Origin of the sequence: Nitrosomonas ureae, from assembly GCF_001455205.1 — a bacterium.
In the GTDB taxonomy this organism is placed as follows: domain Bacteria; phylum Pseudomonadota; class Gammaproteobacteria; order Burkholderiales; family Nitrosomonadaceae; genus Nitrosomonas; species Nitrosomonas ureae.
Genome location: NZ_CP013341.1, coordinates 2,580,291 through 2,603,435 on the forward strand (window position 1 = coordinate 2,580,291; position 23,145 = coordinate 2,603,435).

Consider the following 23,145-nt stretch of genomic DNA (forward strand, 5'->3'; position numbering starts at 1 on the left):
CCAATAAAAAACCCGCCACTAGGACGGGTTTGTTCATTAATTTTCTAATTTATGCAGCTTTTCCAGTTGCTCTTTCTACTACTTCACTTGTTTCCTGCTTATTGTCATTGCTACGAATGATTCTGCCGAAAGTTAAAATGCCACAAATATTATCGTTCTCATCTTTTACAACTAACCGGCTAACATGGTTTTCACTCATAACTTGCGCGGCATCTTTCAAAGTATCTGATTCTTTACAACAGCAAACAGTAGAAGTCATATAATCCCGCACAATTTCGCGTGTAGGGTCTCTACCCTCCGCAATAGCACGGACAACTATGTCCCGATCCGTAATAATCCCTTCAAGCGTGTTTTCGACACCCACTGGAAGAAAGCCACAACCAGCTTGTTTCATCTTTATTGACGCCTCTTCCAGGGTTGCATCAGCATTAATGAGCTTTAGATTCCTTTCCATTAGTTTATTTACTTGTTGGTTTTCCATGTTGTCCTCCTTAAGGGGAATTAAAATTTCCTAGAGATGTAACTTGAATAATGCACTGGGTAAATAAGAAACTAACAATTAGGAAAAATAATGTATGTGCGGTTATTAACAGTCTAAAGGATTAAGCTTTGTGGCTGTTATCTTCATTAATAACAAAGAAGAAGTATGAATTGGGTCAGCATTGAGTTCGGTATTAATAAAACTGAAAGCATTTAATAGTTAATTAAAATAACTAGCTGAATTGTAGTTTTATGTAGCAGCTTGATACTGAAAAAAACTTAGATTTGAAAGTAACATTACTTGCTAAAACTCACATTTCAAGGCGAGTTAACTGATTGTCAACCTGTGAACTAAAATGTCACCTGATTGATAAGTTAAGTGTTAACCACTTTTAAAAATTGATTCGCTGGAATTTTCACCAGGTTAGAATAATCCTCATAAAAAAAACGCTGTAAAGTACCTTGTTTAAATCAAGATTGGCTTGTTGCTATATCCAGTTTTGGAAGTTTCTTCACAATTTTCATGGTTTCCAGACTCACAGTAATCACCCTTTGAAATAATTTAAGCGGATAAGATGCTTCATTCATGGTTTCAATTGCCCAATCATTGGCATCGTTGACTATACCGCTTTCTTTATGTGTAGTGACTGCTTGACGTTCCATAACCCATTCCAAAGCTGGTTTGCCGTTAACAATATATTCATAAGCTTCTAATGGAATATGTGTCATGGTGATCTTGTGATTATAAATCACCGTAGATTTGTCAGTTTCCTTGCCTTTTTTTCCAAATTTCATTTGTTCAACACGGTAATCTTTATCTTCAAATTGATTCATGAATAATTCACAGCTCGCAAAATTGACGGCATAAGGTTCAACTGATTCATAATTGATATGTAGCTCTGCCAAATCACGGCCTGCTTGACTGAATGCCCAAAAATGACTGGCTTTTGTCACACAAGGAATACGCGGTAATTCTTTGCTGAGGTTATCAGCAAAACGTTTTTTGTAATCTTCAGAATGCAAGATTCCATAGATGTAGTCAGTAGTGTCCGGCAATTTACCCAAGATGATTGTATAACAGATTGATCTGTAGAATGAAATGGTATGTTTGGGGGTGTCACCGATTTGAAAGTGAATTTTTTGCGAAACTGGAGGTTTCCCTACGTGGCTTCTTATCATGCATTCAGGCAAATTGGTATTCGCACAACTCATGGATTACTTGCCCCTTCACACATTCCGCCGCTGTGTACAGCGTTACCCTTCCAAATATCCCACCAAGACTCTTTCGCATCTCGATCAATTTCTTTGCATGGCTTTCGCGCAGCTGACTTACCGCGAGAGTCTGCGCAACATCGAAACCTGTCTGCGCGCTCACCAAGCTAAGCTTTATCACTTGGGCATACGAGGCAACATCGCCAAGAGTACGTTGGCCGATGCCAACGAGCAGCGCGATTGTCGCATCTACATGGATTTCGCGATGAGCTTGATCCAGATCGCCAGAAAGCTTTACTCCAGCGATAGCTTAGCGGTGGAGTTGGAACAGACAGTCTATGCACTCGATACCACGACCATCGATCTGTGTTTGAGCGTCTTTCCATGGGCGCGCTTTCGTCAGACCAAAGCTGCCGTCAAGATGCATACACTGCTTGATCTACGCGGCAACATTCCAACGTTCATCCATATCAGCGACGGCAAGATGCACGAAGTCAATGTGCTCGATTTCCTGATCCCCGAAGCTGGCAGCTTTTACATCATGGATCGGGGCTTTACCGACTTTGCTCGCTGGTTCACTATGCATCAAGCACAAGCATTTTTTGTAACGCGCGCTAAATCCAGTCTCCTTTTTCGCCGTGTCTACTCTCACTCAGTGGACAAATCCACGGGACTGCGATGCGATCAGACCATTGCATTGACCGCTACGAAGGCCAGCAAGGATTACCCGCAGCACCTACGACGTATTAAGTTCTATGATGCCGAACACGACAAGCATCTGGTATTTCTAACCAACAACTTCGATTTACCTGCACTGACCATCGCTCAGCTTTATCGTTGTCGCTGGCAGATCGAACTATTCTTCAAGTGGATCAAACAACATCTTCGTATCAAGCAATTCTACGGAACCACTGAAAACGCAGTCAAGACACAGATATGGATTGCCATCTCGGTTTATGTCTTGGTTGCCATCGTAAAAAAGCGACTCAATACCGAGACTTCACTTTACACAATCCTACAAATCCTGAGCCTAACTCTTTTCGAGAAAACTAACCTAGATCAATTACTTAAAAATACTGAGATGCAAATGATCACTCACCATAACAACAACCAACTGAATCTATTCAACTAAATTGCCGGACACTACTGAGATGTAGTAAAAAACATCTTCTTTATTGATGGATTCTGATGGATAGGCTGATTGGAAATGTGCCAGCCCTGCAACGGTTATACCATCTTTTATATTGTATTTAGCATCGGTGGTAATTGATTTCTTTTGATTGTTTTCAAACAAATCACCATGCACATCATCAGATTGGATGGATTCATTTAATGATGAGTTATAGAGTTTGAGAGGAAAGCACTGACCTGATGCAATCGTATGCAAATTTGGAATCTTATCTACGATTAAAGCGGAGAACTCTACTGTTTCCCCCCTCCCAGTTACACAAATCACCCGATTATCTGCTGTTGCATTGGGGAAAATGCGAGGTAATTTATAAATATACTCATTAAGAAATTTGTCAAAATAAACCCATTGTTTGGAGAATGGGCGATATATCCCAATGTCAAGGCTATCTTTCATAAAAGATAGCTGTTTATCTCTTGATAAGCTTTGTTTCAAACCTCTTGACCAACTTATTTTAGTTGTATCATTGTTAACGAAATTTTCAATCCTAAAACTATTATCTTTTGTAAACTTCTGACAGGCTTCTTTAAATCTAGCAGCTTCAGAATTAAAAAAATCTATCATTCTTGAAATGTTATTTTCCAGTGAATTTCTTGAAAACTGATAACACCATGCATCCCTGCTAGTTGTTAATCCTAGACAATAATCTTCAAAAATAGCCACTGCCTCTTTATCCTTCTTATCCCCCAAGCTAATAAACTCACTAAAGCTATCATCACGCTGACCTATCCAGTCATGATGCTTATCCGGCGTAATGGGTTGCCAGCCATTAGCCTTTTTAATGCCACTGATGCTTTTAAATGACCTAATTCTGGCAAGTTTATCCTCACGACTTAAATAATCGCCAATGTCGTGCATATAGATTTGTCCATGCTCAGCAGCTTTGGGATTTTTAATCAAAATACTGATAGCAATCGGTGCCCGGCTACCACTTCCAAAAATCTTGCCACCTTCTTTACGTGATAATTCACCGGATGTGCGTTGATTCCCTCGCAAATGAAACACATAAACACGACTAAATTCTTCAGTCAGGCATTTTCGCAATCCATCCATAGCGTTACCATCCACAAAGCTGGCATTGCTCACAAAACCAATTACACCGCTATTGCCAATACGATCACTTGCCCAACGGATAGCGCGAACATATGAATCATAAAGATTTTTAACATTTCCAGCACTTGATTCTTCAGCATAAGTGTCTTCAATTGACCTGTCCAATTTTGGATAAGTTATATTTTTGTTATTGTCATTTGCACTTTTCTGCCCTGCGGAATAAGGCGGATTGCCCATAATCACGCGTATATCCAACGCCTTTTGCTTCTTGCGCCGAGTGCTATTAGCCACCAGCATATTGCTGACCAAATCGTCTTTCTCGTGAAGCTGGAAGGTATCGGTCAAGCATATGCCATTAAACGGTTCATAATCCCCACCTATGATGCTGTGATAAGCCGCTTCAATGTTTATGGCTGCGATGTAATAAGCCAGCAATACAATTTCATTGGCGTGGATTTCATTCTGGTATTTATAAGCTAATTGCTGCCGATCAATCAGCCCGCTTTGCAATAGCCTGGTGATGAAGGTTCCGGTTCCTGTAAAGGGGTCAAGTATATGGACATTCGGGCTTCCCAAGGTTTGATTGAATTCTTGCTGTAATGCGTCATTGATGCTGTGAATAATGAAATCCACCACTTCAACCGGCGTATAAACAATGCCCAGCCTATCAGTCATTTTCGGGAAGGCGTTTTTAAAAAACTTGTCGTAGAGTTCAACAATGATGCGCTGCTTACCGATGGCGTTATCAATATCAGCTGCCCGCATTTTAACGCTGTCATAGAATTTTTGTAGCGTCTCGGTTTCTTTTTCAAGGTTTTGCTCATGCAATACATTCAGCACACTTTGCATAGCTTGAGATACCGGATTATGTTGGGTGAAGCTGTAACCCTCAAACAAGGCATCAAATACTGGCTTGGTGATAATGTGCTGTGCCAGCATTTCTATGGCTTCAGTCTCGGTGATGCTTTCATTCAAATCATCGCGCAATTCTTCCAGAAACTTTGCAAACGCTTGATACTCTCGGCCACCCTTGTTTTTTAGTAAGGCTGTAATGCGGGTAACGTGCGTTTGTGCAATACGCGCTATATCATTTGCCCAATTCTCCCAATAATCACGCTTGCCGCATTTCTTTACGATTTTCGCGTATATAGCTTTCTGGAATTCATCAAATGCAAAGCTGGTTTGGATTGAAGTGGTTTTGTCCTTGGTGTTATCAAAGGATTCATTATCATTGCCGTCATAGCCACCCGCACCAATATTGCTGCCTTCTTTCTTAGTACCTTGCCGTTCGGGTAAAGTATTGCTGACTGCAATGATTTCTATCTTGCTGCTGACATCAGCGCCCAAATCCAGCTTATTGATGGTGGCATCGAAGCGGTCATCATGCGAACGCAAGGCATTTAAGATTTGCCATACTACTTTGTATTTTTCATTGTTGTTGAGGGCTTTTTCAGGGGATAAGCCAGCGGGTACGCCAATAGGTAAAATCACATATCCCATGTTTTTACCTTCCGCCCGGCGCATGACACGGCCAACCGATTGCACCACATCAATCTGGGATTTGCGCGGATGCAAAAATAAAATGGCATCCAAAGCGGGCACGTCCACACCTTCCGATAAGCAGCGGGCATTGCTTAAAATTCGGCAAGTATATTTATCAGTATCTTCTTTTAACCAGTTTAACCGGCTATTGCGTGCAGTGGCATTGAAAGTGCCGTCCACATGATCGGCTTCACAGTTAAGGGGTAGAAAATCTTCGGGCAGTGATAGGTTTTTCAGATATTCATCAATGACGATGGCGAATTCATCCTTTATGCGTTTTGAGCTTTTAATATCACGGCAAAAGGCAACCGCCCGGCGCATAGGGTCGCAATCAGCAACTACATCCGCTTTGATATCCAGTTTGCTTAAAGCACGATAGCAGCCAATTATTTTGGTGGCATCATCCAGTATCAATTCACTGTCGGTATCGGTTAAACGCTTCTGCACGCCTTCACTGACCAGCGTTTCATCAACGGCCAATACCAGCACTTTATAATCGGTGAGTAAGTGTTTTTGTACTGCATAAGAAAAACTCAACTCATAGAGCGTTTCGCCATATAAGGCAGGGTTATCCATCGATGCAAGCACGGCATCCACTTCCTTGGCCTTGGTTTTGATGGCATCACCAAAGATACGCGGTGTTGCGGTCATGTAAAGGCGTTTTGTGCCTTTGATATAATCCGGATCATGAATTTTTACAAAGTTTGATTCATCTTCACCGTCTAAGGTGGCACCTGTAGTGCGGTGAGCTTCATCACAGATAATCAGATCAAAGGCAGGTAATCCATATTGCTTTTGCGCGTCATGAATAACCTGAATAGATTGATAGGTTGCAAAAATGACGGTCATTTCACCATCGTGAGGATGCGCTATTTTTTCCGCCAGCTTCTTTGCATTCGTAGTGGCTGGGTAAGCCAGATCATGAATATTGATATCTGCCAGATCATCGCTGTTTTTCCGTTTACCTACTTGAACATCTGAACAGACGGCATAAGAACGCAGCGGCAAGACACTTTCAATCGTCCATTCGGTAATCGTTTGAGACATTAAAGACAGGGATGGCACCAGAAATAAAACTTGATGGCCGCTGCCTGCCATTTCTTCGGCAATCTTCAAGCTAGTGAAGGTTTTACCGGTGCCACAAGCCATGATCATCTTGCCACGGTCAGCTATTGCCAATCCTTCCTTAACCGCTTTTATTGCGGCAATCTGGTGATCCCTTGGTTTCTTCTTAGGCTTGAGTATAATCGCGCTGGGTGCGTATACACTCCAATCAATCGGGCTGTTTTCTAATTCGGATAAGCCAATCCGTTGGGTTCCGATGGTTTGATTACTGAGTGCCGTTTCAGCATGTTCACTCCATGCGCCATTGGTAGAATCAATGATTAACCGGCGAGTGAATCCTTTCTTGCCTGAAGCGGTAAAGAATGAATCCAAATCTGATTTCTGGATTCTGTAGTTTTCTGCATAAAACTTGCATTGAATGGCACAGAATCCTTCCTGTTCACTTAATCCTGCAACCAGGTCTATGCCAATGTCACGGCTATCAATACCTTGTGATTCTGCCCAGTCTTTGTATGTCCATACTTCGGAGAATTGCGGGGAATAGGTGGGGTCATTCTTGAGAAAATCCTTAATCAATAATTCAAAGTACGTGCCTTTTTCTCGTTCGGTGCGTGATGCGCTGCGATAGCTTGCGAGTAATTCCCGTAAGGCTGACATACTTTCCCCTGAAATTTAATTTTAAACAGAATTTCGCTTGGAATGCATATACTCATTTACATATTTGAACAAACAAAACGGAGTAATGCTATTACTATTTATTTCAACTAATTTCTTTAGTTTATGGAACAAGACAAAACATTAAGTCTTTATAATTAACCTCAAAAAAATCTATTGTGATTGTTGCAAACAATGTAATTATTGCAATCCAAAGAGAAATAATTGCTACTTTTAAAGAAGAATTGGTTGCTATCAGTGACTTATTCGCATTAACTGAACTTTCAAGAGTGATAAATTTAATATATTCATCTGATTTAATCACAAAAGTATATTCACTCCATTTGTCATTCTCTTGGCTGGGTCTACCAATTATTTCTTTGTTATTTAGGCGTATAGTGCAGATTTCGGGAAGAATCTCTTGTAACCAATCTAACTTAATTTCTTTTAGATCGACCTGAATATTCTCAAGCTTGAATCCAATGCATCGTTCTTCCCCATTTTTGTTATATCCAACTCCTCTTGCTTGTTTTGCCGCATATTCCAGGACTTGAATATAAGCAATATCTTTAAATGTGTCATTACTTAAGAGCGTCGGAGGAGTACGTTTATTTAACCATTTGAGAATGCACATTGACAACTCCTAGATATCAGAATCACATGAATATGAAATTGTTTCAATAATCTGTTTTTGATGCTTTAATAATTGGCGCATTTCTTTTTGAAACTTGCTTAATCCATGCGTATATGCATTCTGGCTGGATATTGCTTTTCCTGTTGATGTCTTTGCTCCCGTGGATTGTTTCCACGGCTGCCAGTTTCTGATTAACTCCGCTTGTTTCAATCGTTCTTCGGGTGTCCAATGTCTCATTGTTGTCCTCGCTTAATAGTTCGTTTGAAGAATTTATATTTTTCCCCGTGTGCGTATGGGTTGTGTTGTTGTTGATTTGCTGGTGTCCGTGTGCAATATTGGCTTGCTTGGCATAAATTATTGGGGGATTCTTAATGGCTGCCAATATTTCTATGGTGCGGGCGCATTGTGCCTGTGCTTTCAAAGCTAGTCGCATATAGACTTCGGTAGATTTAAGATAATTACCCATATTTTGAGCTGATCGCTTTGCCAAGGTATTGAAAATGGCATTTAAGGAAACCGCTTGTGCGATTAATGTAGATTCCAACTCGCTTAAATCACCGGCAATAATTTTTTCTGTTTTTCCATTCATTATATCCACCGCTTCAGTCAAATCCAGTGCCCGTGCAGAAGTCGCAATAAATGTTTCAGCGGTAAATGCATTTAGCGCGGTGGGGGATAGCAACACTTCGGCTAGTTTTCGTTCCTCACTTTTCCCCTTTTGATTTTTGATGATTAATGTTTTTGCTTCTTGCTGGTTAGGTTCTTTTGCTTTCTTTCTTGTTGCCATGAGTAATTATTCCTTTAATCAAAAATGAGTTATTGTCGGCTTGTTCTTTCGGTCACTGGGTCGAACCGTTTTCAATCATTTCCATTAACAAAAATGGATCATACTTATCTTTGGGTATCGCCATTTCAAAGCTGTACTGATCACGGATAGCAATGGCTAGAATCATGTTATCAGGATCGCTATCCGCATCTGTAATGATTGCCCTTGGTGTACTGGTATTCTCTGCCAGCATCGTTAATACCCTGGTGCGTCATTCTTCACGCATCAGCTCCGCAATGATTGCGGGTTTGTGTTTTCGTAAACGGTTAATCAGTTCATGGGTAACTTTCTCAGGCGGCGATAGCTCAAGATAGTCACCATCAGCTTTAACAAAAAAGTTTTGTTCTCTCAGTTCTTTAATGATTTCGATAGCGCTCATCAAAACCTCACAAATTCATTATTACCGTTATCCAATGCATCTTTTTCTTCCTTAGCTTCGTACTCTTCGTAATCTTTAATAAAAGAATCCACGCTAGAATCTTTTTCTTTAATGGACTGTACTTGACTTAGCTTTACTGTACTTGACTTAACTAAGGACTCGTCACTACCTCGTCGGGGTACTTGCGAGTTACTCGACAAGGTACTCGATGGATTATTGCTTGATTCTTCATTTGCAATTTCTTTGGCCACTTTTCGTTTTTTATTGGTAATGGCTGATCCGGTTTTACCGCCTTGGCTTTGTTTATGCTTTCTTTCTTCTAAATGAGATCGATAGTCTTCCAACTCAGGGCAAATAATAAAATCGCCTTCAATCTTAAAGAATTTCATTACAGCAGGAAGAGAAATGGCAACCTCATCAGCTGACAACCCCAATATTTTTGACATTGTAAGAGGATCACTGGGCAAGTTCTTATTCACCCAGCATTCAAGCCTCATCGTGTAGAACAAACCCCGTTCTTGAAGGGACATGCTGCGAAATGGAATCTGTGCCAGTACGGTAGCAGCATATTCCATATAAGCAGGCGGTTTACGATTCTGGCTCATTGCGCACCTCGCAAGTGCTTAGCAAGAATTTTCAGCCCTTCACGTTCGGATTGCTCTGCTATTTTTGCGGCGTGTAGCGCACCTTCCGGCAGTAAGCTTTCAATGCTATACCTGAGTAAGTCACGCAAGATATGCGCAGGCATTGCCTCAGCTTCAACGGTGGAAATAACTTGTTGTGAGCGCGTATCACTTTTCTTGCGGGGTTTAGTTGGTAAATCGAATTCAGCAATTTGGTATTCATTAATACCGATACGGTCGAAACTCATATCTATTCTGGAATCTAAATGAAGCCTTAATTCACGTTCTAGCGAACGATCAATCATTACCCCTGCCGGATCATAGTCACCAATATAGAAAATCGTCAGCGGGCGATAATCCTTCATTCTGTTATGCTGTTCTGCGGCATAATGAGCAAATGACAGACTGGCAAACCCGCCGCAAGGGTATAAATCGACGGCCATTTCAGTACAGACACGTTGAATGACACTGGCAATACTTCTACTCTCGCACCAGACTTCACATCTATGATCTGAACCTGCCCACAAATCAGCCCGGTATAATCCAGCCATCTTCGATATAAACTCACTGGCATCTGAATAGGTATGAACATAATAACCACGCCTACTCATGTCAGCTATCCAAGCATAGGGAATGCGGCCTGATCGTCTCAGCTTCACACACCTATCTTGAACATGACGATAACCCGCGTCTGACTTTTCAACACTTTCAGGTAATCGTGGATCTGTCATGCGGTAAAAGATATGTCTTACACTTTGCGGGTGGTCATCTATAAGAACAGTAACAATATGATTATCTAACTGATCTAATTGATGATTGGTTCGCCTTATCCGTTTTAACGTGCCTGCACGATAAAATGATTTATCTTTGATTGGCTGTTCGAAGGTTCTCATACTCCCACTCATACTCCCACCTCCGTGCTATCCTCTTGCTTGTCGGTTTGTTTGCTATTGATACTGTCTTCTGTATCGGTTGGGGTGGTGTCCGTCACTCCATCCAAAATATAACAAGCAATTCGGTGAATTTTTCCGCAATCGCTTGCCCGGTCTATCCATATCGTTTTGATTCCAATCCCTTGATTACGTAATTCCATGACACGGGCTGCCGGGTGCATTACATCAAGTTCTTTGCGTGCGTCTAATGTATCAAGGGGTTTGGTATGCAGATAAGCAAGAATGCGCTTACGCTGCGCTTTGACGGTGTTTTCATGGGTTCCCATGTTTATATCTCCACGCCCAACACTTTCTTGCTTTATTTTTAAGCTATAATTCGCAGTGTCAGCCGCGCTCTTATTTGTAGTTTGAATGAGGGCGTTTTTCATTTCATAATCCCCCATTAGATAGCCAAGCAGCATACTTATCAACGTCGATAAGCACTTTTCTACCTCGTCGAATTATTGCACCAGTTTCAGCTAAACCGTTGCCCGGAATCAGGCGGCCTTTAGAGTCAAAGCGGTCTTTTGATTTAAAAATTTGCCCGTGAACTGCGGCGGTGGTCAGTCCCAGCAGCGGAAAACAACTTGGAAGATTTTTTACAGTTGCCAGCTTGGGAAGTGTGCTTGATGCGGTTTGTGCTTCTTGCATAACATACGCTCCTCTAATCCCGCAAGTGCGGGGGTTCGATGCGTAATTTACGCGTGTTCTTTCGATGTTTTTTCTACAGTTCCTTGTCTCTATTTAGAATCTATAGGCTCGGTCTAGTCTCGGTTTTTATTCCATGCTTTAAGCGTTGCCCGGCAAGCGCCAATTTCGTATTTTTTCTCATCTGGGGCAGTTGTCATCCATTTAACGCCACGCGGTATTATCTCTATCAATTCAGCATGTTGATTTTTTTTCACCCATTCCTGTAATCTCTTAATTACCTCTTTAGCAGTCGCTTTTCGCTTAATTTCCCCCTCAATTTCCCATGCGGCTGTGATTGCCAGTCTAGTGATGGTCACCATCCCATCAGTAATGCCTGGCGGTTGGTAGTTTTTCTTATTGGTCGTGTCCACAACATCAGGCGCAGCTTGCCCGTAATCTATGGGCTTTAGGTACGGTTCAAGCATGGCATCAATGCCAGCAAAAAAAGCGGCATCTTTATCAGATAACGAACGGCCTAGATATTTTGTTAGATGGTCAATTTTGTAATGCTTCGATTGCGCCCAATAAAGCCACGCACTGGGACTGTCGGTGTCTCTCAATATGCCGTCTTTAATGGCGACAGTTGCCAACTCCACATAATGCGAATAGGCGCGAAGTCGTCCTTTTGCGTCATCACTTCTTTTGCAGATTGCCAGTTTTGCATCAAGCCTGTCAGCTTCAATATCCACGTTAGGCCAGCCTGTAGCAATCAATTTAGCAGCAAGGTCTAAATTCCAAGTGTCCGCTAAATGCCATGTTTGGCCATAGGGCGGGAATGTTCCTGCACACTCGGTCAGATATTGATTGTTGCCGTCAACGCACGTCCTTTTTATACCGTTACTGTCTATAAATTCAATCATCATGCCACCCCCATTTTCTTTGCAAGTGCATTGCCTATGTCTGACACTCTGGCAGGGGCAAGGTGGGCGTATCGGCTTACCATCGCCATGGTACGGTGTCCAAGTATCTTGGATATTTCCAGCGAAGAAACACCATTCATCATTAAATAACTCGCGCAGGTATGGCGCAGGTCGTGCCAGTGAAAATCTGTAATCTCAGCTTCTTTCATCGCGGCTATAAATGGATTTCTCAGCGTGATGAAGGCCGTTTTTTTTGCTTTGTTAGTTGCTGGGAATATCCGGTCATCGGATAGGCTGCGCACTTTGGCGCGTTCTTGTAACAACGTGAAGGCTTCGCCAACCAGCGGTAATACTCTTGCGTCATTATTTTTCGTTGTGCCAGCGTAAAGCATTGCACGGCCTGTTTTAAGGTCTATTTGTCCCCAGCGAAGTCCCATTATTTCAGATTGACGCCCGCCAGTAGTAAGCGATAACAGCACAGCAAGATATAAGTCTGGGTGTTTGCGGCAAGCACTAAGGAAGCGGGGTAACTCAGTATCGTCAAGGAAACGAACACGGCCTTTGTTTTCTTTTGGTTTGGCCACGCGCTCTACGGGATTGCGTTCAATCCAATTTAATTCTTTTACGCCATAAGCGCAGGCAGTAGATAGCGCAGCAAGAAAGCGATTTGTTGTTGCGCCACTACGCTTTTTCTCAATTGGCACACGCGATACGCTCCCATCACCGCCACGCTTGCGTACTGTCAGGCATTCATTGTTTAAAGTATCGCGGCCTTGTGCTACCACACCAGGTGTAATGTCCTGCAATAGCTTTTTACCGTAGTGCTTGCGCCACCAGTCAAGGCGGGTGCGCATTTCTGCGGCGGATTTCAACTCATTGTGCTGTGAGCTCTTTTCGTAGGAGTCAATAAGTTCATTCAGCGTGTGCCGCTTGCTTACGCCAAAGTGGCGGCCTGCTTTCATATTGGCTTCGATTTTTTTCACCCACTCGCGCGCATCTGTCAATCGTGCAAAAGTTGCGCTCTCTGGTGGGTAACCTTTCAGACGGATTTTTACCCGATAACTTGACGTGCCATCATCAAGCTTGCGTTTTTCAATGCTGGCCATATCCTGCTCCTTCTGAGTGTTTTTGAAAACTTGCAAACACTCTACAGTAATGCATAGAAAATCACAACACAGGATATATTATCTGAATACTATGATAAATAACTTGTTGTTTGTATGAATATATAAATATAAAAATTTAATAAAAAGACATTGGCGGGGCAATTGACTGCGAAAAATGTCATTTTGACCTGCATTCATCAAGTAAATGTTAGGCTTAAATATTCTGGTTTGTTTTTTTGAAATGTCCCGTGAGTGTCCCGGAAACAAAAAAGCACTTATGCGGTTAAGCTATAAGTGCTTGTTTTTATTGGTGGCCAAGGGCGGAATCGAACCACCGACACAAGGATTTTCAGTCCGCCTTCCCGCCAATTCATCCAGGTTAATGGAAGTTCGCAAAATTACATAAAGATTGATAAAAAGCCATTCTTCGGATAATCTGAGGTTAATGATAGTTGAAAAAAGTGTATCAAAATGCACCCAGATTGTAACCCCAGATGTAACCCCGGCGTAACCCTGAATGGCCAAGAAATTTAATTTCACAAAAGCGGATATCGATTCTCTTCCTATTCCGGATACTGGAAAGAGAGATACTTACCAGGATACAAAAGCAAACGGTCTACAATTACGGGTTTCTCATACGGGTATAAAGACATTCAGCGTTTTCAAACGAATTAAATGCGGGGACCCTGAGCGCATCACGTTAGGTCGATACCCGGATATGACAATCGACCAGGCACGACGCCGAACCATGGAAATTAACCTGGCCATTTCAGAAGGTCGAAACCCTGCGGAAGTTAAGCGCGGAGAAAAATCTGAAATGATATTTGATGATTTATTCTCTGAGTATATAGAGCGTCATTCAAAGCCAAATAAAAAAACGTGGACCGAAGACGTTGAAAAATATAAAAACCACGTTTCCGGAAAAATAGGAAAACTCAAACTATCCTCAATAGATAGATCATCAATCGCTATGATCCATAGCTCAGTAACTAAACACGGTTCCCCGATTGCAGCCAACCGCGTATTGGCACTGATTTCCAGTGTATTCGGATGGGCGATATCTGCCGGACTATGGGAAAAAAATCCTGCTCTTGGTATCAGGAGGAATAAAGAAAATAGTCGTGACAGGTTTATCCAGGGCGATGAATTGCCCAGATTTTTCCAAGCGGTTGCTGATGAACCAAATGAAACAGTGCGCGATTACGTATTGATATCTTTATTAACCGGCGCGAGAAGATCGAATGTATGTTCAATGCGTTGGAAGGACATCAATTTTGATCGTGCCGAGTGGAGAATTGAAGAAACTAAGAACGGCACCCCGCAAACCGTCGCACTCTTGCCTGAGGCCATACACGTATTATTGAATCGAAAACCAATAGTTGAATGCTTATATGTTTTTCCTGGTGATGGGAAGCAGGGTCACTTGGTTGAGCCTCGAAAGGGATGGGAAAGGATTCTTGCTCGTGCGGGAATTGAAAATTTAAGGCTACATGACCTACGACGAACGCTTGGAAGCTGGCAAGCTAAAACAGGCGCATCACTAGCAATTATCGGAAAATCACTCAACCATAAGCATCAAAATACTACGGCTATATATGCCAGACTTGATCTTGATCCGGTTCGTGAAAGCATGAGTTCTGCCGTTTCCGCGATGTTTAGGGCGGGAGGATTGAAAGAACCGGCTGACGTTCATAAACTAAAAAAGAACTTGAAATAAATTATCAGAATTGATGCAAGCGATTTGCATAATAATTCGTTTTTCGTCAAGCAAGCAGTTAAGTTTGCGAAATTGTGCAAGTTCAATATTTTAAATATGGGATTTTCCCATATTTAAGCTACTCTGTTGTTTTCCATAAACGTTTCAAGATCACATCTAAGATAAAACACCTTCCTGCCAATCTTGTAGTAAGCAATCTTATGCTTGCCTGTGCAACGCCAGACTTTAAGTGTCTGAGGTTTTAATCCCAAGATTTCAGCTGCTTTATCCGTATTTAGCTTTTCTTGCTCGGATTTGATTAATTTCTCGATTGGCTGTGTTTGCATGATTTCAATACTCAATTTAAGGTACGGGTATCATTAATAATCTTCCGGCACTGGATATTTATGGTGTGATCTTCAAATTCGACGTTGTGCTCTATCGTAATGCCGCTACCCATCTTGTCCATGATTAATGAAGTATGAGTGCCGTAGCACTGTGCGATTTCATTCACGAATTCTTCATCGGTGTAGCCGTTTTCTTTTGCCAGGTCGTATAGATTTTTTTTATTTTCTGACATTTATTAGTTTCCTTTTTGTGGGCTTAATCCTTCTCGGAACATTTGCAGAAAAAATACTTCTATGCCGCCAGGATCATTCTGGATCTTTACTTAGCTCCTGGTAATGGCTTGGTTGTCTGCAAATACTGCTAAGTTGAGGTCTGTGGTAGCCGATCAATTTGATTTTTGGTAAAAAAACATGATTAACTATACCTGCTGGATAATACAAAATCAGCTCTTTATCAATAGGAGTATTCTCATTAATTGGGATCCAATTGTTTAGTTCGACACATTCATTGATTAGTCTGTCCAATAGCTCTTCTGAATCCAATCTTAATCTTCTATATTCCAACAACACTTTTTTGCTAATACCTATTGTCATGATTTACCTCTATACGATTTCTCTTCGTTGATAGCAGATTGAATGGCCTCCACTATTACTTCTTTTGGAATTCTTGGGTCAGTGCACATTTCCATTACAGATTTTTCATAACGCATAATCATGCGCCTGGCGAATCTTCTCTCAATTCTTGCTTTTTTTCTGCGCTGGATTGAATTTATGACTCTTCATTAAAAATATCTTTTTGATAATCATTTCTTTTTGTGTAACCGAATCTTTCTCGCATTGCTTTCAAAAAACCCTTATAAGCAGAGCCATACCGTCCGTGAAACGGGTATTTTTTAGAAGAATGGTTTTTAAGCTCTTCGAGCGCCATGTCCGGATTTTTCAATCGCTGCTCATCAATCCACGCTAATGTTGACGTATACCAAGACATGATATTTCATCCTATCCTTTTAAACTCCAAAACCCACACCCATGGATTAAGATCCCATGAGCCTTGGCCGTTGATTGATTCCCAAAGACAAGAAAAATCTTGAATTGCTGAGTGGCCTTCGAATTCAGACGGCGCCATTGGTGTATCTGGAGTTCTAACCCCATAAGGCTCACACCCCTCAGCAATCGCATCATCCTCACTGATATCCTGCAACCGCTCAACTCTTACATTCGTAATTTCGAGCAGGATTCTCGATGCCCAGCGGGGCATGTGGATTGACGGTCTATAATAGATATGATAATCATAGCTAAAACCCCCGACCATATGCTCAATTTTTGCGTCATCAGATTGATATTGAATTTGAACAAGTGCAACATTTCTACTAAATGGAGCCCAATTAGAATAGCGCCAAGTTTCCCTCACCCAAAGCCGATCGCCAGGTTTGCCGTATTTGCATGAAACTAATATCCTGCAAATAACGTTATCGTCAATATCATCAGAAAAAATTATGACTGGTAATCCATTTGCTTCATCGAAAGATTCGCAAAATGGAAAAGAATCTGGATCAACCTTTTTTATAATCCGCCTTGTCTGAGTTTTCCTATTATCCAAAATGGCACGTACCATTGGCGCAGAAAATAGGATTGGCCGCTCTTTAATCATTTGAGCTCTCCTCAGTGAGGAAGGGCAGATCCGCTGGCAAAGACAAAGGTTTCCGGCCCATTGTTGATGAGTAGCAGATCCGCCCGAAGAGGGGTGCCAAACGTGCGAACGAGAGAGTTAGGAGGGCACACGTCTGGCTGAGAAGTCTTTGTAAATTTTTAAACATTATTTGTGATAAATCTGTACGATAGCTCTCATAAAAAGCAGATGTATTGAATCCATTCAACAAACAGAATTGATCCGATCCCGAACACAAAAACACATAGTAAATTTTGGATGAAGTTCATATTACTTAAGCAGCTTCCGCTTTACAGTCCTGAATTACGCCATTCTCAATCCAGTAAGGAGTGATGAAAGGAGGTAATTTCGTGGGCGCTGATTTCAATGTGCCGAATAGAAGAACTGTGTCAATTTCGTTGTTTTCAACCAAATCCATTAACCAATTGAGATAAGCGCTCCGGCTTGGCATATCCAGAAGATCAAACTCATCAACCATAAAAAACTTGATTCCGGTTACATGGCTGATAGCTTCCGCAATCATTGAATCAATCAATAATTTGGTAGCTTTTGAGCTGAATGAGTAGAGTTTTCCATCATCTTCCAAAATGGTCATATCGTCCTGTATGCTTACTTTTCCGGGAAACCCTAAAACACCACAACTAAAAGCTATCCGTTCATTGATCGGTGTCAATGCAGCAGAAAGCATTTCGCTTGGGATTCCTTCCGGTGCCAGTGCATTTGCGATCTTGTCCCAAGCCTGGGCGTCCGCGTGATATCCCGCAGCCTTTTTAGTTTTCTCATCAGCCTCAGCAGCAAATAGGTTATTTTTTTTGATTTGATCAAATGATTCCTGGGCTTGCTTGCGTCCGGCTTTAAGTTCTTCGATGCAGATTTTAATTTGAGCGATCATTTCCTCAGATACTTCATCCCCTTTGGTTTCCTCAATCTGAGCAAGTTTCTCTTTTGCGAACTGTGCTGCTAAAAGATCACGTTCTCCACTGGCCACGGCATTTCTGAGCATGGTCAATGTTTTCTCGTATTCGGGTAATTTTGCAGCAGCTTCTTTATCGATTGGAGATTCAGTTTCACGCTTGATCAATTCCTTGCCATTGAAAGTCAACTCAGCATTGCAACACGGGCATGAGACATCGATATTTCCAGGCTTCACACCCTGGGCAAATAACCTGGCATCATTGACCTTAACCTCCCAAACGATAACTTCTTGACGATCTTTTTTAAGTTTGGCCTCAATGCGATCTATCATTCCTGCTGATTCGCGCAATCTGACAATTTCAGAATTACGGGCTTTGGCGCCATTGATTGTGGCGACATATGCGCCCAGTTTTTGGCTGGTTTCTTCGATTTCCTCGTCGAGTTGAGTTATTGTATTTGTTGCGGCAATTGCGGATTCCATATCAACTTCTGGTTTTGGAGCTTTCCAATCAACAGCCTTCTTATCGCCATAAGCTTCGCCTGTGGTGGCTTTCCAGTTGGCGCGCGCTTCTTTGATTTTGTCCGAAGCATGCTTGTGGGCATTATCAAAACTCGATTTCAGGAAAGGCATAACTCCGTCAATTTTCCCAGCATCGCAACCTCGTTTGAGTAATTTGGCTTTAACTTCCCCGCCATCGCTTCTCAAATTCCCAAGATCAAATAGCAGTCTGCGGCGATCATCAGCGGATATACTTCCGAATAGGGATGGATTCAAAACATAGGGCAGAGCGGAATGCAGCTGCTCAGTTAATTCATGCGTACCATTGGGCAGGGTAATGCATGCCCGTTGCCCGTTGTTATAATCAACGTAGGTATACCCGATATTGTTGCCGGTATCCCGATTAACAAGTAGTCCGTAATTCTTTTTCAGAATATCGTGAGGATTTTCGCCGGTGAAAGCATGGTAAATTCCATCCCGTAAACTTGATTTTCCGGCCCGATTAGAGCCGCAAATTAATGCAATAGGGGATTTGATATTAATTTCAATTTCCCGCACAGCCACCGTGCCGACAGAAGATATTTTATTTATTTTCATGATTGCAGTGCCTTTAGAAGGTATTGGTCAGTATCGGGTTGGCGCATTAACCATCTTTTATAGTCCGATGGAACATCTTTAATCTCCATACCTTTATGCTTCCCAAACGCCATACGGGTTGGTATTCTGGCTATCTCTGATATTTCCCATAATTCTTCCCAAGTGTGGATGTTTCCAATTTTCCTGAATATGTGATTGAGAATAATGATGCAATTTCTAACATCGTCTTTTGCCGAATGTGCTTTGCCACGTAGTAATTCCCTGGCTTTTTCACGTTCCAAGAAGTAAAGCATTGCAGACTGATTGTGCGCAGGAAGGTCTGGCCATAGATATCTTGACAATGCAAGTGTGCAAATTCGATTTACTACTGGCGAACCAGAAGCTTTCCAGTCAAAGTCAACGTTATGGCCGATCAAATAATCAATATCATCTGGCAAATTAAATGAGTCTGATGGATCGCAAGCAATTAAATCTTCGTCCATAATGTGATGAATGGCCATTGCAGAAAGTGATATTGGCTTAGATGGCTTGTATCTTTTATGAAATTCTTCCCAATATTCGAACTCTGAGTCGATATACTCAATGCTGGTTGGAGCATTAACCCAAGCAGCTTCAATGATCTCCGGATCATCAATTCCGGTTGTTTCAGTGTCAAAAACGATAACTTTGCTCATGATTAAGCCGCATCCTTATCGTCGCTTGATTCGGTTTCATCGTTAACAGGGTTTTCTTCATGCCAATCTTTAAAACCACGAACCCACTTGGCTACAAGTGAACCATCCATGATCGGGCAATCAGCTTGTTCATTGCCTTCCTCAGCTGCTAGTCGACCATCCTGATAGGCTGTTTCAAGATCTTCTTCTGTAATTACTTTCTCTGGTAAACCAATTACCTTGCCTTCAATGGGCTCATTCATACCGCCGCCATCGTTCTCGTTGTATTCGTGTCCGAGGTCCATGCCTCTTTGATCATCCTCTCCCTGAATTTCATTCATGCCGCCGGTATGTTCTTTTACTCCGGCCACAACAACCAGCACGTCACTCCCATCGCTTGCAGCTTCATATAACCCATCAAGGTTTGGAGATTTGATGCTGAATTTAATAACAGCCTTAACGCCGTCTTTGATTGTTATTTGATCCAACGATCCGGCCACCACCGTTCTATCTTGCGCGGCCAAGGTAAAAACAGCCATGTTCACATTTTCCTCTACGCGCTTACGCAAACGATCAATGACATCATCCTGCTTTTTCTTTGGTAATTTTGGCCATACATCCGGGAGCAATCTAATTTCTTGAACGAGCGCACCAAGCAAATCCTTGCCCACTGTATCGGCTGTCATTTGTCTGAAATCATTTGATTTTTTGGTCATGTTAAATCTCCATGTTGATTTTTAAGAGTTGATTTGAGGCGTTTGCTAATAAACTTTTATTGGTCTGGCTTGGATTTTTCCAGCGCTTCTGAGCGTGTTGTAAACATGGCTCGGGCTGCATTTCAATTCGGATACAATTTGTTTTTCCGTCGATCCCGAGTCAAATTTATCTAAGATTAGTTTTTTTAATCCGGCTCTGCGTATCGATTGCATGCCCAATTCCAGCCGAACCCTCCGCGCCTGGTTTGCGAAACTCCGCAAGGAAACTTTCCTGCCCTTGAAACATTCAAGATCAACCCCCTCATCTTGAGCGTCCTGATATAGTTTTTTGTAGTCAGCCGAGGTGTATCCACGATCCAGAAAATATTCACGAATGTATCTTTTTACCTTGCGCCATTTGATATCTGCTGGCCGCATAGATAATGTCTGGCTTTCCTTGGTTTTTTTCTTCCTCTTGCTCGATTCTTTTTTTAGCGCTTTTTCCGGTTGATATCCGGGTGGATTGGTTAAACCCAGCGCGGTCAAGAATGATTTTTGCCGGTTAGATAGTTGTATGTTTTCATTCATCGCTGGCTATCCTTTCAAGATGTTGCTGCTGAGAATCCGAGAGAAACATGCGTCGACCAAAATCAGCGTATTTACTGCATAAATCAGATACGAAGTTTTCTTCCCAGTCAGTGGCCGCATTCATCCGTGCGTCTTCGAGCAATCCTTCAAACTCATCATCTTTGTAAATATCTTGGACTTGGCTCATGATTTTTAAAATCCAAATTACTCAAGATCAAAGTTCTGACGTGACCTTGCCGCCCGTGGTGCCTGTTCTTTATTGGACTCATCAATCAATTGCTTTTTGATTTTTTCTTGCTCTTCCGGGCTTGGCTCATCATTTTTAGCCTGGATTTCTTCGGGTTTGATGGATAGTTTTTCCTCAGAGATTTGTTTGGTCTCTGCTGGTTTTTCGTTGAGGATTTCGCCGGTATCGGTATCTATTTCTGGTGCATCATCCGGAATTATTGAGTAATCCCCCTCAATGTCATCAAGGTGTTGATCTTTCCCTGCATCAGCCATACCATCAAGTGCTGCAGCAGTTTGAAACTCTACTGATAGAGGTAGATATTTAGCCAATCTCCGAATAACTGTTTTTCTACCCATCTCAATGAAATGATCTTTCCATACTGACGACTCTCGTTTGTTCTTTTTCTCTGAAGCTGCTTTTATTTCTTCAACTTGAAATTTGCTCATGAACTCAAATGAGTGACCGCCATCTTTCAACTTTGCTACTGCATAGAATCCAATAACTTCCCCTCGTGCACCCATTGCTGGCGTGTGATTTAGCTTTTCATCCAATCCATATACAAGCTCAAATTTGTCATTGGCACATACTTCATGTGATGCAATGCTGACGATTTGACCGGACCTCCTGGCCAGATCAATCAAGCCTTTGTAACCAATGATTACTTGGACAGAATTAACCCATTTCTCATTACCATTCGCGTCCTTGCGTTTGGTGTTGAAAGGCAACAGATATGCATGCCCTAGAACTGTGTTAGGTTCCAATCCCATCTGCGCGCACTGACCAATCGCCCCGATAAGACTCGGGACATCACACTTAGCCAATGCAGGAGTAGTGGTTGCAGCAATTTGAGCCACTTTAAGCAATCGTTCTGCATTTAGATGTTTGGGTAGCATCTTGCTGATTTCAGCTTGTTTTGATCTGAGCAGATGAGCAATCTGATCTTTTGGTTTCATATCAGAAAGTCTTACTTGCTTTTCGCTGCCTGTTACTACTGCTTTTAATTCTGCTGTGCTCATGATTAATTCCTTATTTCAATGAAAATGGCCTGGCGCCGGTTTCGGTGGAGGTGTGTTCTGCCAATATATCTTTTACAACTTCACCGCATCCTGGCTCATAAGAAAATGCATCAGCCAGATCATGGAATGCTTCCTTCCAATCAGTCTTGACGCTATCTTTATTAGTTTTCCAAGTGGCCAGTTTCTGACCGTTGTGCAGAAGGACTGCAGCATCGCCCATACGAGCTTTGATGCGGGTAGTTAAAACTTCTATGCTGGCTTCAATTGATTTACCATCAGCTTTTTTGTAAGAAAGTTCAGAGCACAACCGAATCAATTCTGAATCTGCTTCCATAACTTTGCCGGAATCAATCTGGTACAAGCGTTTGATATCTTCCGGTGTGGTTGGATCTGGGGCCTGGCGATTTATTAAGCGATCCCAAAATTCAATCTCTTTTGCGCGCAATAATTGGATCATTTCTTCGTCACGATTAACAAAGTGAACCCTCAAGTCATCAGCACCAATCAGAGCAGCCACGATTGTTTTACTGCGCCCAGTAACCATTTGCCCGTGTAATACCTGGCTGGTGTAATAGATCGGTATTTCGTCCGTACCTTCCTCGCCCCAATCCTTAGCAGCAAATGGGTGTACCGTTTTCATTTCACCGTTAACAAACTCACCATCTACAATTAATTCAAGGTCGATTTCAGAAGCCAGAAAATCATATTCCGGATCAAGAAATCTATTGTTTCTGCCCATGATCTTGACGTCATGCCCACGGTCTTCAAGCTCATCAACCAGCATTTCAATGACGATGGGTTCCCAACGTTTTCCGCGGTTAAATATCTTTTGCTTGGCCGGCGTGATTTCTTCCTGATACTCACCAGTTTTCTCTTGATAGAGCTGGAATATTGATTTCCATGGTGAAACACCAAGGATTGCCGCCGCGTCACTACTTCCGATATACCTTTTCCGATCGAGCGGAATTTCTTGAATAACTGCGTTCATATAGTCAC

The 23,145-nt window shown here is 42.1% G+C and carries 27 protein-coding genes; 2 read left to right on the top strand and 25 right to left on the bottom strand.

The window, feature by feature from the left end:
- Positions 1 to 49: 49 nt before the first annotated feature.
- Together ATY38_RS11885 and ATY38_RS11890 are read right to left on the bottom strand one after the other, a co-directional pair.
- Positions 50 to 481 (bottom strand): CBS domain-containing protein, encoded by a 432-nt coding sequence (locus ATY38_RS11885; RefSeq protein WP_013648844.1) that lies wholly within the window; start codon positions 479 to 481, stop codon positions 50 to 52.
- A 470-nt stretch (positions 482 to 951) separates the two neighbouring features.
- Complete coding sequence (locus ATY38_RS11890) at positions 952 to 1,692, bottom strand: type ISP restriction/modification enzyme (protein ID WP_158441777.1); 741 nt, start codon at positions 1,690 to 1,692, stop codon at positions 952 to 954.
- On the opposite strand from ATY38_RS11890, the gene ATY38_RS11895 reads away from it, so the two are divergent.
- Positions 1,658 to 2,824 (top strand): IS4 family transposase, encoded by a 1,167-nt coding sequence (locus ATY38_RS11895; RefSeq protein ID WP_062558265.1) that lies wholly within the window; start codon positions 1,658 to 1,660, stop codon positions 2,822 to 2,824. The two genes, ATY38_RS11890 and ATY38_RS11895, sit on opposite strands and share 35 nt — an antisense overlap.
- Here the strand turns inward: ATY38_RS11895 and ATY38_RS11900 are convergent.
- The 11 genes from ATY38_RS11900 to ATY38_RS11945 all read right to left on the bottom strand — a co-directional run bounded on the left by ATY38_RS11900 (position 2,813) and on the right by ATY38_RS11945 (position 13,245).
- Positions 2,813 to 7,198, bottom strand: coding sequence for a DEAD/DEAH box helicase (locus ATY38_RS11900; protein ID WP_062559489.1), 4,386 nt, complete (start codon positions 7,196 to 7,198; stop codon positions 2,813 to 2,815). The genes ATY38_RS11895 and ATY38_RS11900 overlap by 12 nt on opposite strands.
- Before the next feature lie 121 nt (positions 7,199 to 7,319).
- Complete coding sequence (locus ATY38_RS11905; protein WP_062559490.1) at positions 7,320 to 7,829, bottom strand: hypothetical protein; 510 nt, start codon at positions 7,827 to 7,829, stop codon at positions 7,320 to 7,322.
- A gap of 43 nt (positions 7,830 to 7,872) precedes the next feature.
- The gene (locus ATY38_RS11910; RefSeq protein ID WP_062559491.1) at positions 7,873 to 8,616 is read right to left on the bottom strand and encodes a hypothetical protein; all 744 of its coding nucleotides are present in this window, start codon (positions 8,614 to 8,616) and stop codon (positions 7,873 to 7,875) included.
- A 52-nt stretch (positions 8,617 to 8,668) separates the two neighbouring features.
- Positions 8,669 to 8,848, bottom strand: coding sequence for a hypothetical protein (locus tag ATY38_RS16635; protein WP_235590289.1), 180 nt, complete (start codon positions 8,846 to 8,848; stop codon positions 8,669 to 8,671).
- 18 nt (positions 8,849 to 8,866) lie between these two features.
- Positions 8,867 to 9,034, bottom strand: coding sequence for a TubC N-terminal docking domain-related protein (locus tag ATY38_RS16640; RefSeq protein ID WP_235590291.1), 168 nt, complete (start codon positions 9,032 to 9,034; stop codon positions 8,867 to 8,869).
- Positions 9,034 to 9,639 carry a hypothetical protein gene (locus ATY38_RS11920; protein ID WP_062559492.1) on the bottom strand — a complete coding sequence of 202 codons (606 nt, stop codon included), beginning with the start codon at positions 9,637 to 9,639 and terminating at the stop codon, positions 9,034 to 9,036. Before ATY38_RS11920 ends, ATY38_RS16640 begins: the two co-directional genes overlap by 1 nt.
- Positions 9,636 to 10,562, bottom strand: a complete 927-nt coding sequence (locus ATY38_RS11925; RefSeq protein WP_201011896.1) for a hypothetical protein — start codon at positions 10,560 to 10,562, stop codon at positions 9,636 to 9,638. The genes ATY38_RS11920 and ATY38_RS11925 overlap by 4 nt, the downstream gene beginning before the upstream one ends.
- Positions 10,559 to 10,978: a helix-turn-helix domain-containing protein gene (locus ATY38_RS11930; RefSeq protein WP_235590292.1), complete on the bottom strand. Its 420-nt coding sequence runs from the start codon at positions 10,976 to 10,978 to the stop codon at positions 10,559 to 10,561. The genes ATY38_RS11925 and ATY38_RS11930 overlap by 4 nt, the downstream gene beginning before the upstream one ends.
- A gap of 1 nt (position 10,979) precedes the next feature.
- A complete protein-coding gene (locus ATY38_RS11935; RefSeq protein WP_062559493.1) occupies positions 10,980 to 11,240 on the bottom strand; it encodes a hypothetical protein in 261 nt (86 codons plus the stop codon).
- Between the two features lie 113 nt (positions 11,241 to 11,353).
- A complete protein-coding gene (locus ATY38_RS11940; RefSeq protein ID WP_062559494.1) occupies positions 11,354 to 12,142 on the bottom strand; it encodes a hypothetical protein in 789 nt (262 codons plus the stop codon).
- Positions 12,139 to 13,245, bottom strand: a complete 1,107-nt coding sequence (locus ATY38_RS11945) for a tyrosine-type recombinase/integrase (RefSeq protein WP_062559495.1) — start codon at positions 13,243 to 13,245, stop codon at positions 12,139 to 12,141. Before ATY38_RS11945 ends, ATY38_RS11940 begins: the two co-directional genes overlap by 4 nt.
- A gap of 517 nt (positions 13,246 to 13,762) precedes the next feature.
- Here ATY38_RS11945 and ATY38_RS11955 point away from each other — a divergent pair.
- A complete protein-coding gene (locus ATY38_RS11955) occupies positions 13,763 to 14,962 on the top strand; it encodes a tyrosine-type recombinase/integrase (RefSeq protein ID WP_062559497.1) in 1,200 nt (399 codons plus the stop codon).
- A 113-nt stretch (positions 14,963 to 15,075) separates the two neighbouring features.
- Here the strand turns inward: ATY38_RS11955 and ATY38_RS11960 are convergent, their stop codons facing one another.
- The 12 genes from ATY38_RS11960 to ATY38_RS12015 form a co-directional block, all read right to left on the bottom strand.
- A complete protein-coding gene (locus ATY38_RS11960) occupies positions 15,076 to 15,288 on the bottom strand; it encodes a helix-turn-helix domain-containing protein (protein WP_036504797.1) in 213 nt (70 codons plus the stop codon).
- 11 nt (positions 15,289 to 15,299) lie between these two features.
- On the bottom strand, positions 15,300 to 15,521 hold the full coding sequence (locus tag ATY38_RS11965) for a hypothetical protein (RefSeq protein ID WP_062559498.1): 222 nt from the start codon (positions 15,519 to 15,521) through the stop codon (positions 15,300 to 15,302).
- A gap of 73 nt (positions 15,522 to 15,594) precedes the next feature.
- Positions 15,595 to 15,882, bottom strand: a complete 288-nt coding sequence (locus ATY38_RS11970) for a hypothetical protein (protein WP_062559499.1) — start codon at positions 15,880 to 15,882, stop codon at positions 15,595 to 15,597.
- Between the two features lie 175 nt (positions 15,883 to 16,057).
- The gene (locus ATY38_RS11975; RefSeq protein ID WP_062559500.1) at positions 16,058 to 16,276 is read right to left on the bottom strand and encodes a hypothetical protein; all 219 of its coding nucleotides are present in this window, start codon (positions 16,274 to 16,276) and stop codon (positions 16,058 to 16,060) included.
- 6 nt (positions 16,277 to 16,282) lie between these two features.
- On the bottom strand, positions 16,283 to 16,939 hold the full coding sequence (locus ATY38_RS11980; protein WP_062559501.1) for a hypothetical protein: 657 nt from the start codon (positions 16,937 to 16,939) through the stop codon (positions 16,283 to 16,285).
- 292 nt (positions 16,940 to 17,231) lie between these two features.
- The gene (locus ATY38_RS11985) at positions 17,232 to 18,968 is read right to left on the bottom strand and encodes an ATP-binding protein (protein ID WP_062559502.1); all 1,737 of its coding nucleotides are present in this window, start codon (positions 18,966 to 18,968) and stop codon (positions 17,232 to 17,234) included.
- The gene (locus tag ATY38_RS11990; RefSeq protein ID WP_062559503.1) at positions 18,965 to 19,642 is read right to left on the bottom strand and encodes a 3'-5' exonuclease; all 678 of its coding nucleotides are present in this window, start codon (positions 19,640 to 19,642) and stop codon (positions 18,965 to 18,967) included. The genes ATY38_RS11985 and ATY38_RS11990 overlap by 4 nt, the downstream gene beginning before the upstream one ends.
- Before the next feature lie 2 nt (positions 19,643 to 19,644).
- Complete coding sequence (locus ATY38_RS11995; RefSeq protein WP_062559504.1) at positions 19,645 to 20,337, bottom strand: Rmf/CrpP family protein; 693 nt, start codon at positions 20,335 to 20,337, stop codon at positions 19,645 to 19,647.
- 45 nt (positions 20,338 to 20,382) lie between these two features.
- Entirely contained in the window at positions 20,383 to 20,904 is a 522-nt protein-coding gene (locus tag ATY38_RS12000; RefSeq protein WP_062559505.1) for a hypothetical protein, read from the bottom strand.
- Entirely contained in the window at positions 20,897 to 21,091 is a 195-nt protein-coding gene (locus ATY38_RS12005) for a hypothetical protein (protein ID WP_062559506.1), read from the bottom strand. Before ATY38_RS12005 ends, ATY38_RS12000 begins: the two co-directional genes overlap by 8 nt.
- 17 nt (positions 21,092 to 21,108) lie before the next feature.
- On the bottom strand, positions 21,109 to 22,149 hold the full coding sequence (locus ATY38_RS12010; protein ID WP_082633038.1) for a recombinase RecT: 1,041 nt from the start codon (positions 22,147 to 22,149) through the stop codon (positions 21,109 to 21,111).
- 10 nt (positions 22,150 to 22,159) lie between these two features.
- Positions 22,160 to 23,137 carry a YqaJ viral recombinase family nuclease gene (locus ATY38_RS12015; protein WP_062559507.1) on the bottom strand — a complete coding sequence of 326 codons (978 nt, stop codon included), beginning with the start codon at positions 23,135 to 23,137 and terminating at the stop codon, positions 22,160 to 22,162.
- Between the last annotated feature and the right edge of the window lie 8 nt (positions 23,138 to 23,145).

What these genes read in the sequence shown, in the direction of transcription:
- ATY38_RS11920 (WP_062559492.1), bottom strand. Translation starts at nt 9,639, where the DNA reads ATGAGCCAGAATCGTAAACCGCCTGCTTATATGGAATATGCTGCTACC.
- ATY38_RS16640 (WP_235590291.1), bottom strand. Translation starts at nt 9,034, where the DNA reads ATGAGCGCTATCGAAATCATTAAAGAACTGAGAGAACAAAACTTTTTT.
- ATY38_RS11885 (WP_013648844.1), bottom strand. Translation starts at nt 481, where the DNA reads ATGGAAAACCAACAAGTAAATAAACTAATGGAAAGGAATCTAAAGCTC.
- ATY38_RS11975 (WP_062559500.1), bottom strand. Translation starts at nt 16,276, where the DNA reads ATGTCTTGGTATACGTCAACATTAGCGTGGATTGATGAGCAGCGATTG.
- ATY38_RS11945 (WP_062559495.1), bottom strand. Translation starts at nt 13,245, where the DNA reads ATGGCCAGCATTGAAAAACGCAAGCTTGATGATGGCACGTCAAGTTAT.
- ATY38_RS11960 (WP_036504797.1), bottom strand. Translation starts at nt 15,288, where the DNA reads ATGCAAACACAGCCAATCGAGAAATTAATCAAATCCGAGCAAGAAAAG.
- ATY38_RS12015 (WP_062559507.1), bottom strand. Translation starts at nt 23,137, where the DNA reads ATGAACGCAGTTATTCAAGAAATTCCGCTCGATCGGAAAAGGTATATC.
- ATY38_RS11905 (WP_062559490.1), bottom strand. Translation starts at nt 7,829, where the DNA reads ATGTGCATTCTCAAATGGTTAAATAAACGTACTCCTCCGACGCTCTTA.
- ATY38_RS11935 (WP_062559493.1), bottom strand. Translation starts at nt 11,240, where the DNA reads ATGCAAGAAGCACAAACCGCATCAAGCACACTTCCCAAGCTGGCAACT.
- ATY38_RS11940 (WP_062559494.1), bottom strand. Translation starts at nt 12,142, where the DNA reads ATGATGATTGAATTTATAGACAGTAACGGTATAAAAAGGACGTGCGTT.
- ATY38_RS11925 (WP_201011896.1), bottom strand. Translation starts at nt 10,562, where the DNA reads ATGAGTGGGAGTATGAGAACCTTCGAACAGCCAATCAAAGATAAATCA.
- ATY38_RS11995 (WP_062559504.1), bottom strand. Translation starts at nt 20,337, where the DNA reads ATGACCAAAAAATCAAATGATTTCAGACAAATGACAGCCGATACAGTG.
- ATY38_RS12010 (WP_082633038.1), bottom strand. Translation starts at nt 22,149, where the DNA reads ATGAGCACAGCAGAATTAAAAGCAGTAGTAACAGGCAGCGAAAAGCAA.
- ATY38_RS12000 (WP_062559505.1), bottom strand. Translation starts at nt 20,904, where the DNA reads ATGAATGAAAACATACAACTATCTAACCGGCAAAAATCATTCTTGACC.
- ATY38_RS11910 (WP_062559491.1), bottom strand. Translation starts at nt 8,616, where the DNA reads ATGGCAACAAGAAAGAAAGCAAAAGAACCTAACCAGCAAGAAGCAAAA.
- ATY38_RS11980 (WP_062559501.1), bottom strand. Translation starts at nt 16,939, where the DNA reads ATGATTAAAGAGCGGCCAATCCTATTTTCTGCGCCAATGGTACGTGCC.
- ATY38_RS11965 (WP_062559498.1), bottom strand. Translation starts at nt 15,521, where the DNA reads ATGTCAGAAAATAAAAAAAATCTATACGACCTGGCAAAAGAAAACGGC.
- ATY38_RS11890 (WP_158441777.1), bottom strand. Translation starts at nt 1,692, where the DNA reads ATGAGTTGTGCGAATACCAATTTGCCTGAATGCATGATAAGAAGCCAC.
- ATY38_RS11930 (WP_235590292.1), bottom strand. Translation starts at nt 10,978, where the DNA reads ATGAAAAACGCCCTCATTCAAACTACAAATAAGAGCGCGGCTGACACT.
- ATY38_RS11990 (WP_062559503.1), bottom strand. Translation starts at nt 19,642, where the DNA reads ATGAGCAAAGTTATCGTTTTTGACACTGAAACAACCGGAATTGATGAT.
- ATY38_RS16635 (WP_235590289.1), bottom strand. Translation starts at nt 8,848, where the DNA reads ATGCTGGCAGAGAATACCAGTACACCAAGGGCAATCATTACAGATGCG.
- ATY38_RS11985 (WP_062559502.1), bottom strand. Translation starts at nt 18,968, where the DNA reads ATGAAAATAAATAAAATATCTTCTGTCGGCACGGTGGCTGTGCGGGAA.
- ATY38_RS11900 (WP_062559489.1), bottom strand. Translation starts at nt 7,198, where the DNA reads ATGTCAGCCTTACGGGAATTACTCGCAAGCTATCGCAGCGCATCACGC.
- ATY38_RS11895 (WP_062558265.1), top strand. Translation starts at nt 1,658, where the DNA reads ATGCATTCAGGCAAATTGGTATTCGCACAACTCATGGATTACTTGCCC.
- ATY38_RS12005 (WP_062559506.1), bottom strand. Translation starts at nt 21,091, where the DNA reads ATGAGCCAAGTCCAAGATATTTACAAAGATGATGAGTTTGAAGGATTG.
- ATY38_RS11970 (WP_062559499.1), bottom strand. Translation starts at nt 15,882, where the DNA reads ATGACAATAGGTATTAGCAAAAAAGTGTTGTTGGAATATAGAAGATTA.
- ATY38_RS11955 (WP_062559497.1), top strand. Translation starts at nt 13,763, where the DNA reads ATGGCCAAGAAATTTAATTTCACAAAAGCGGATATCGATTCTCTTCCT.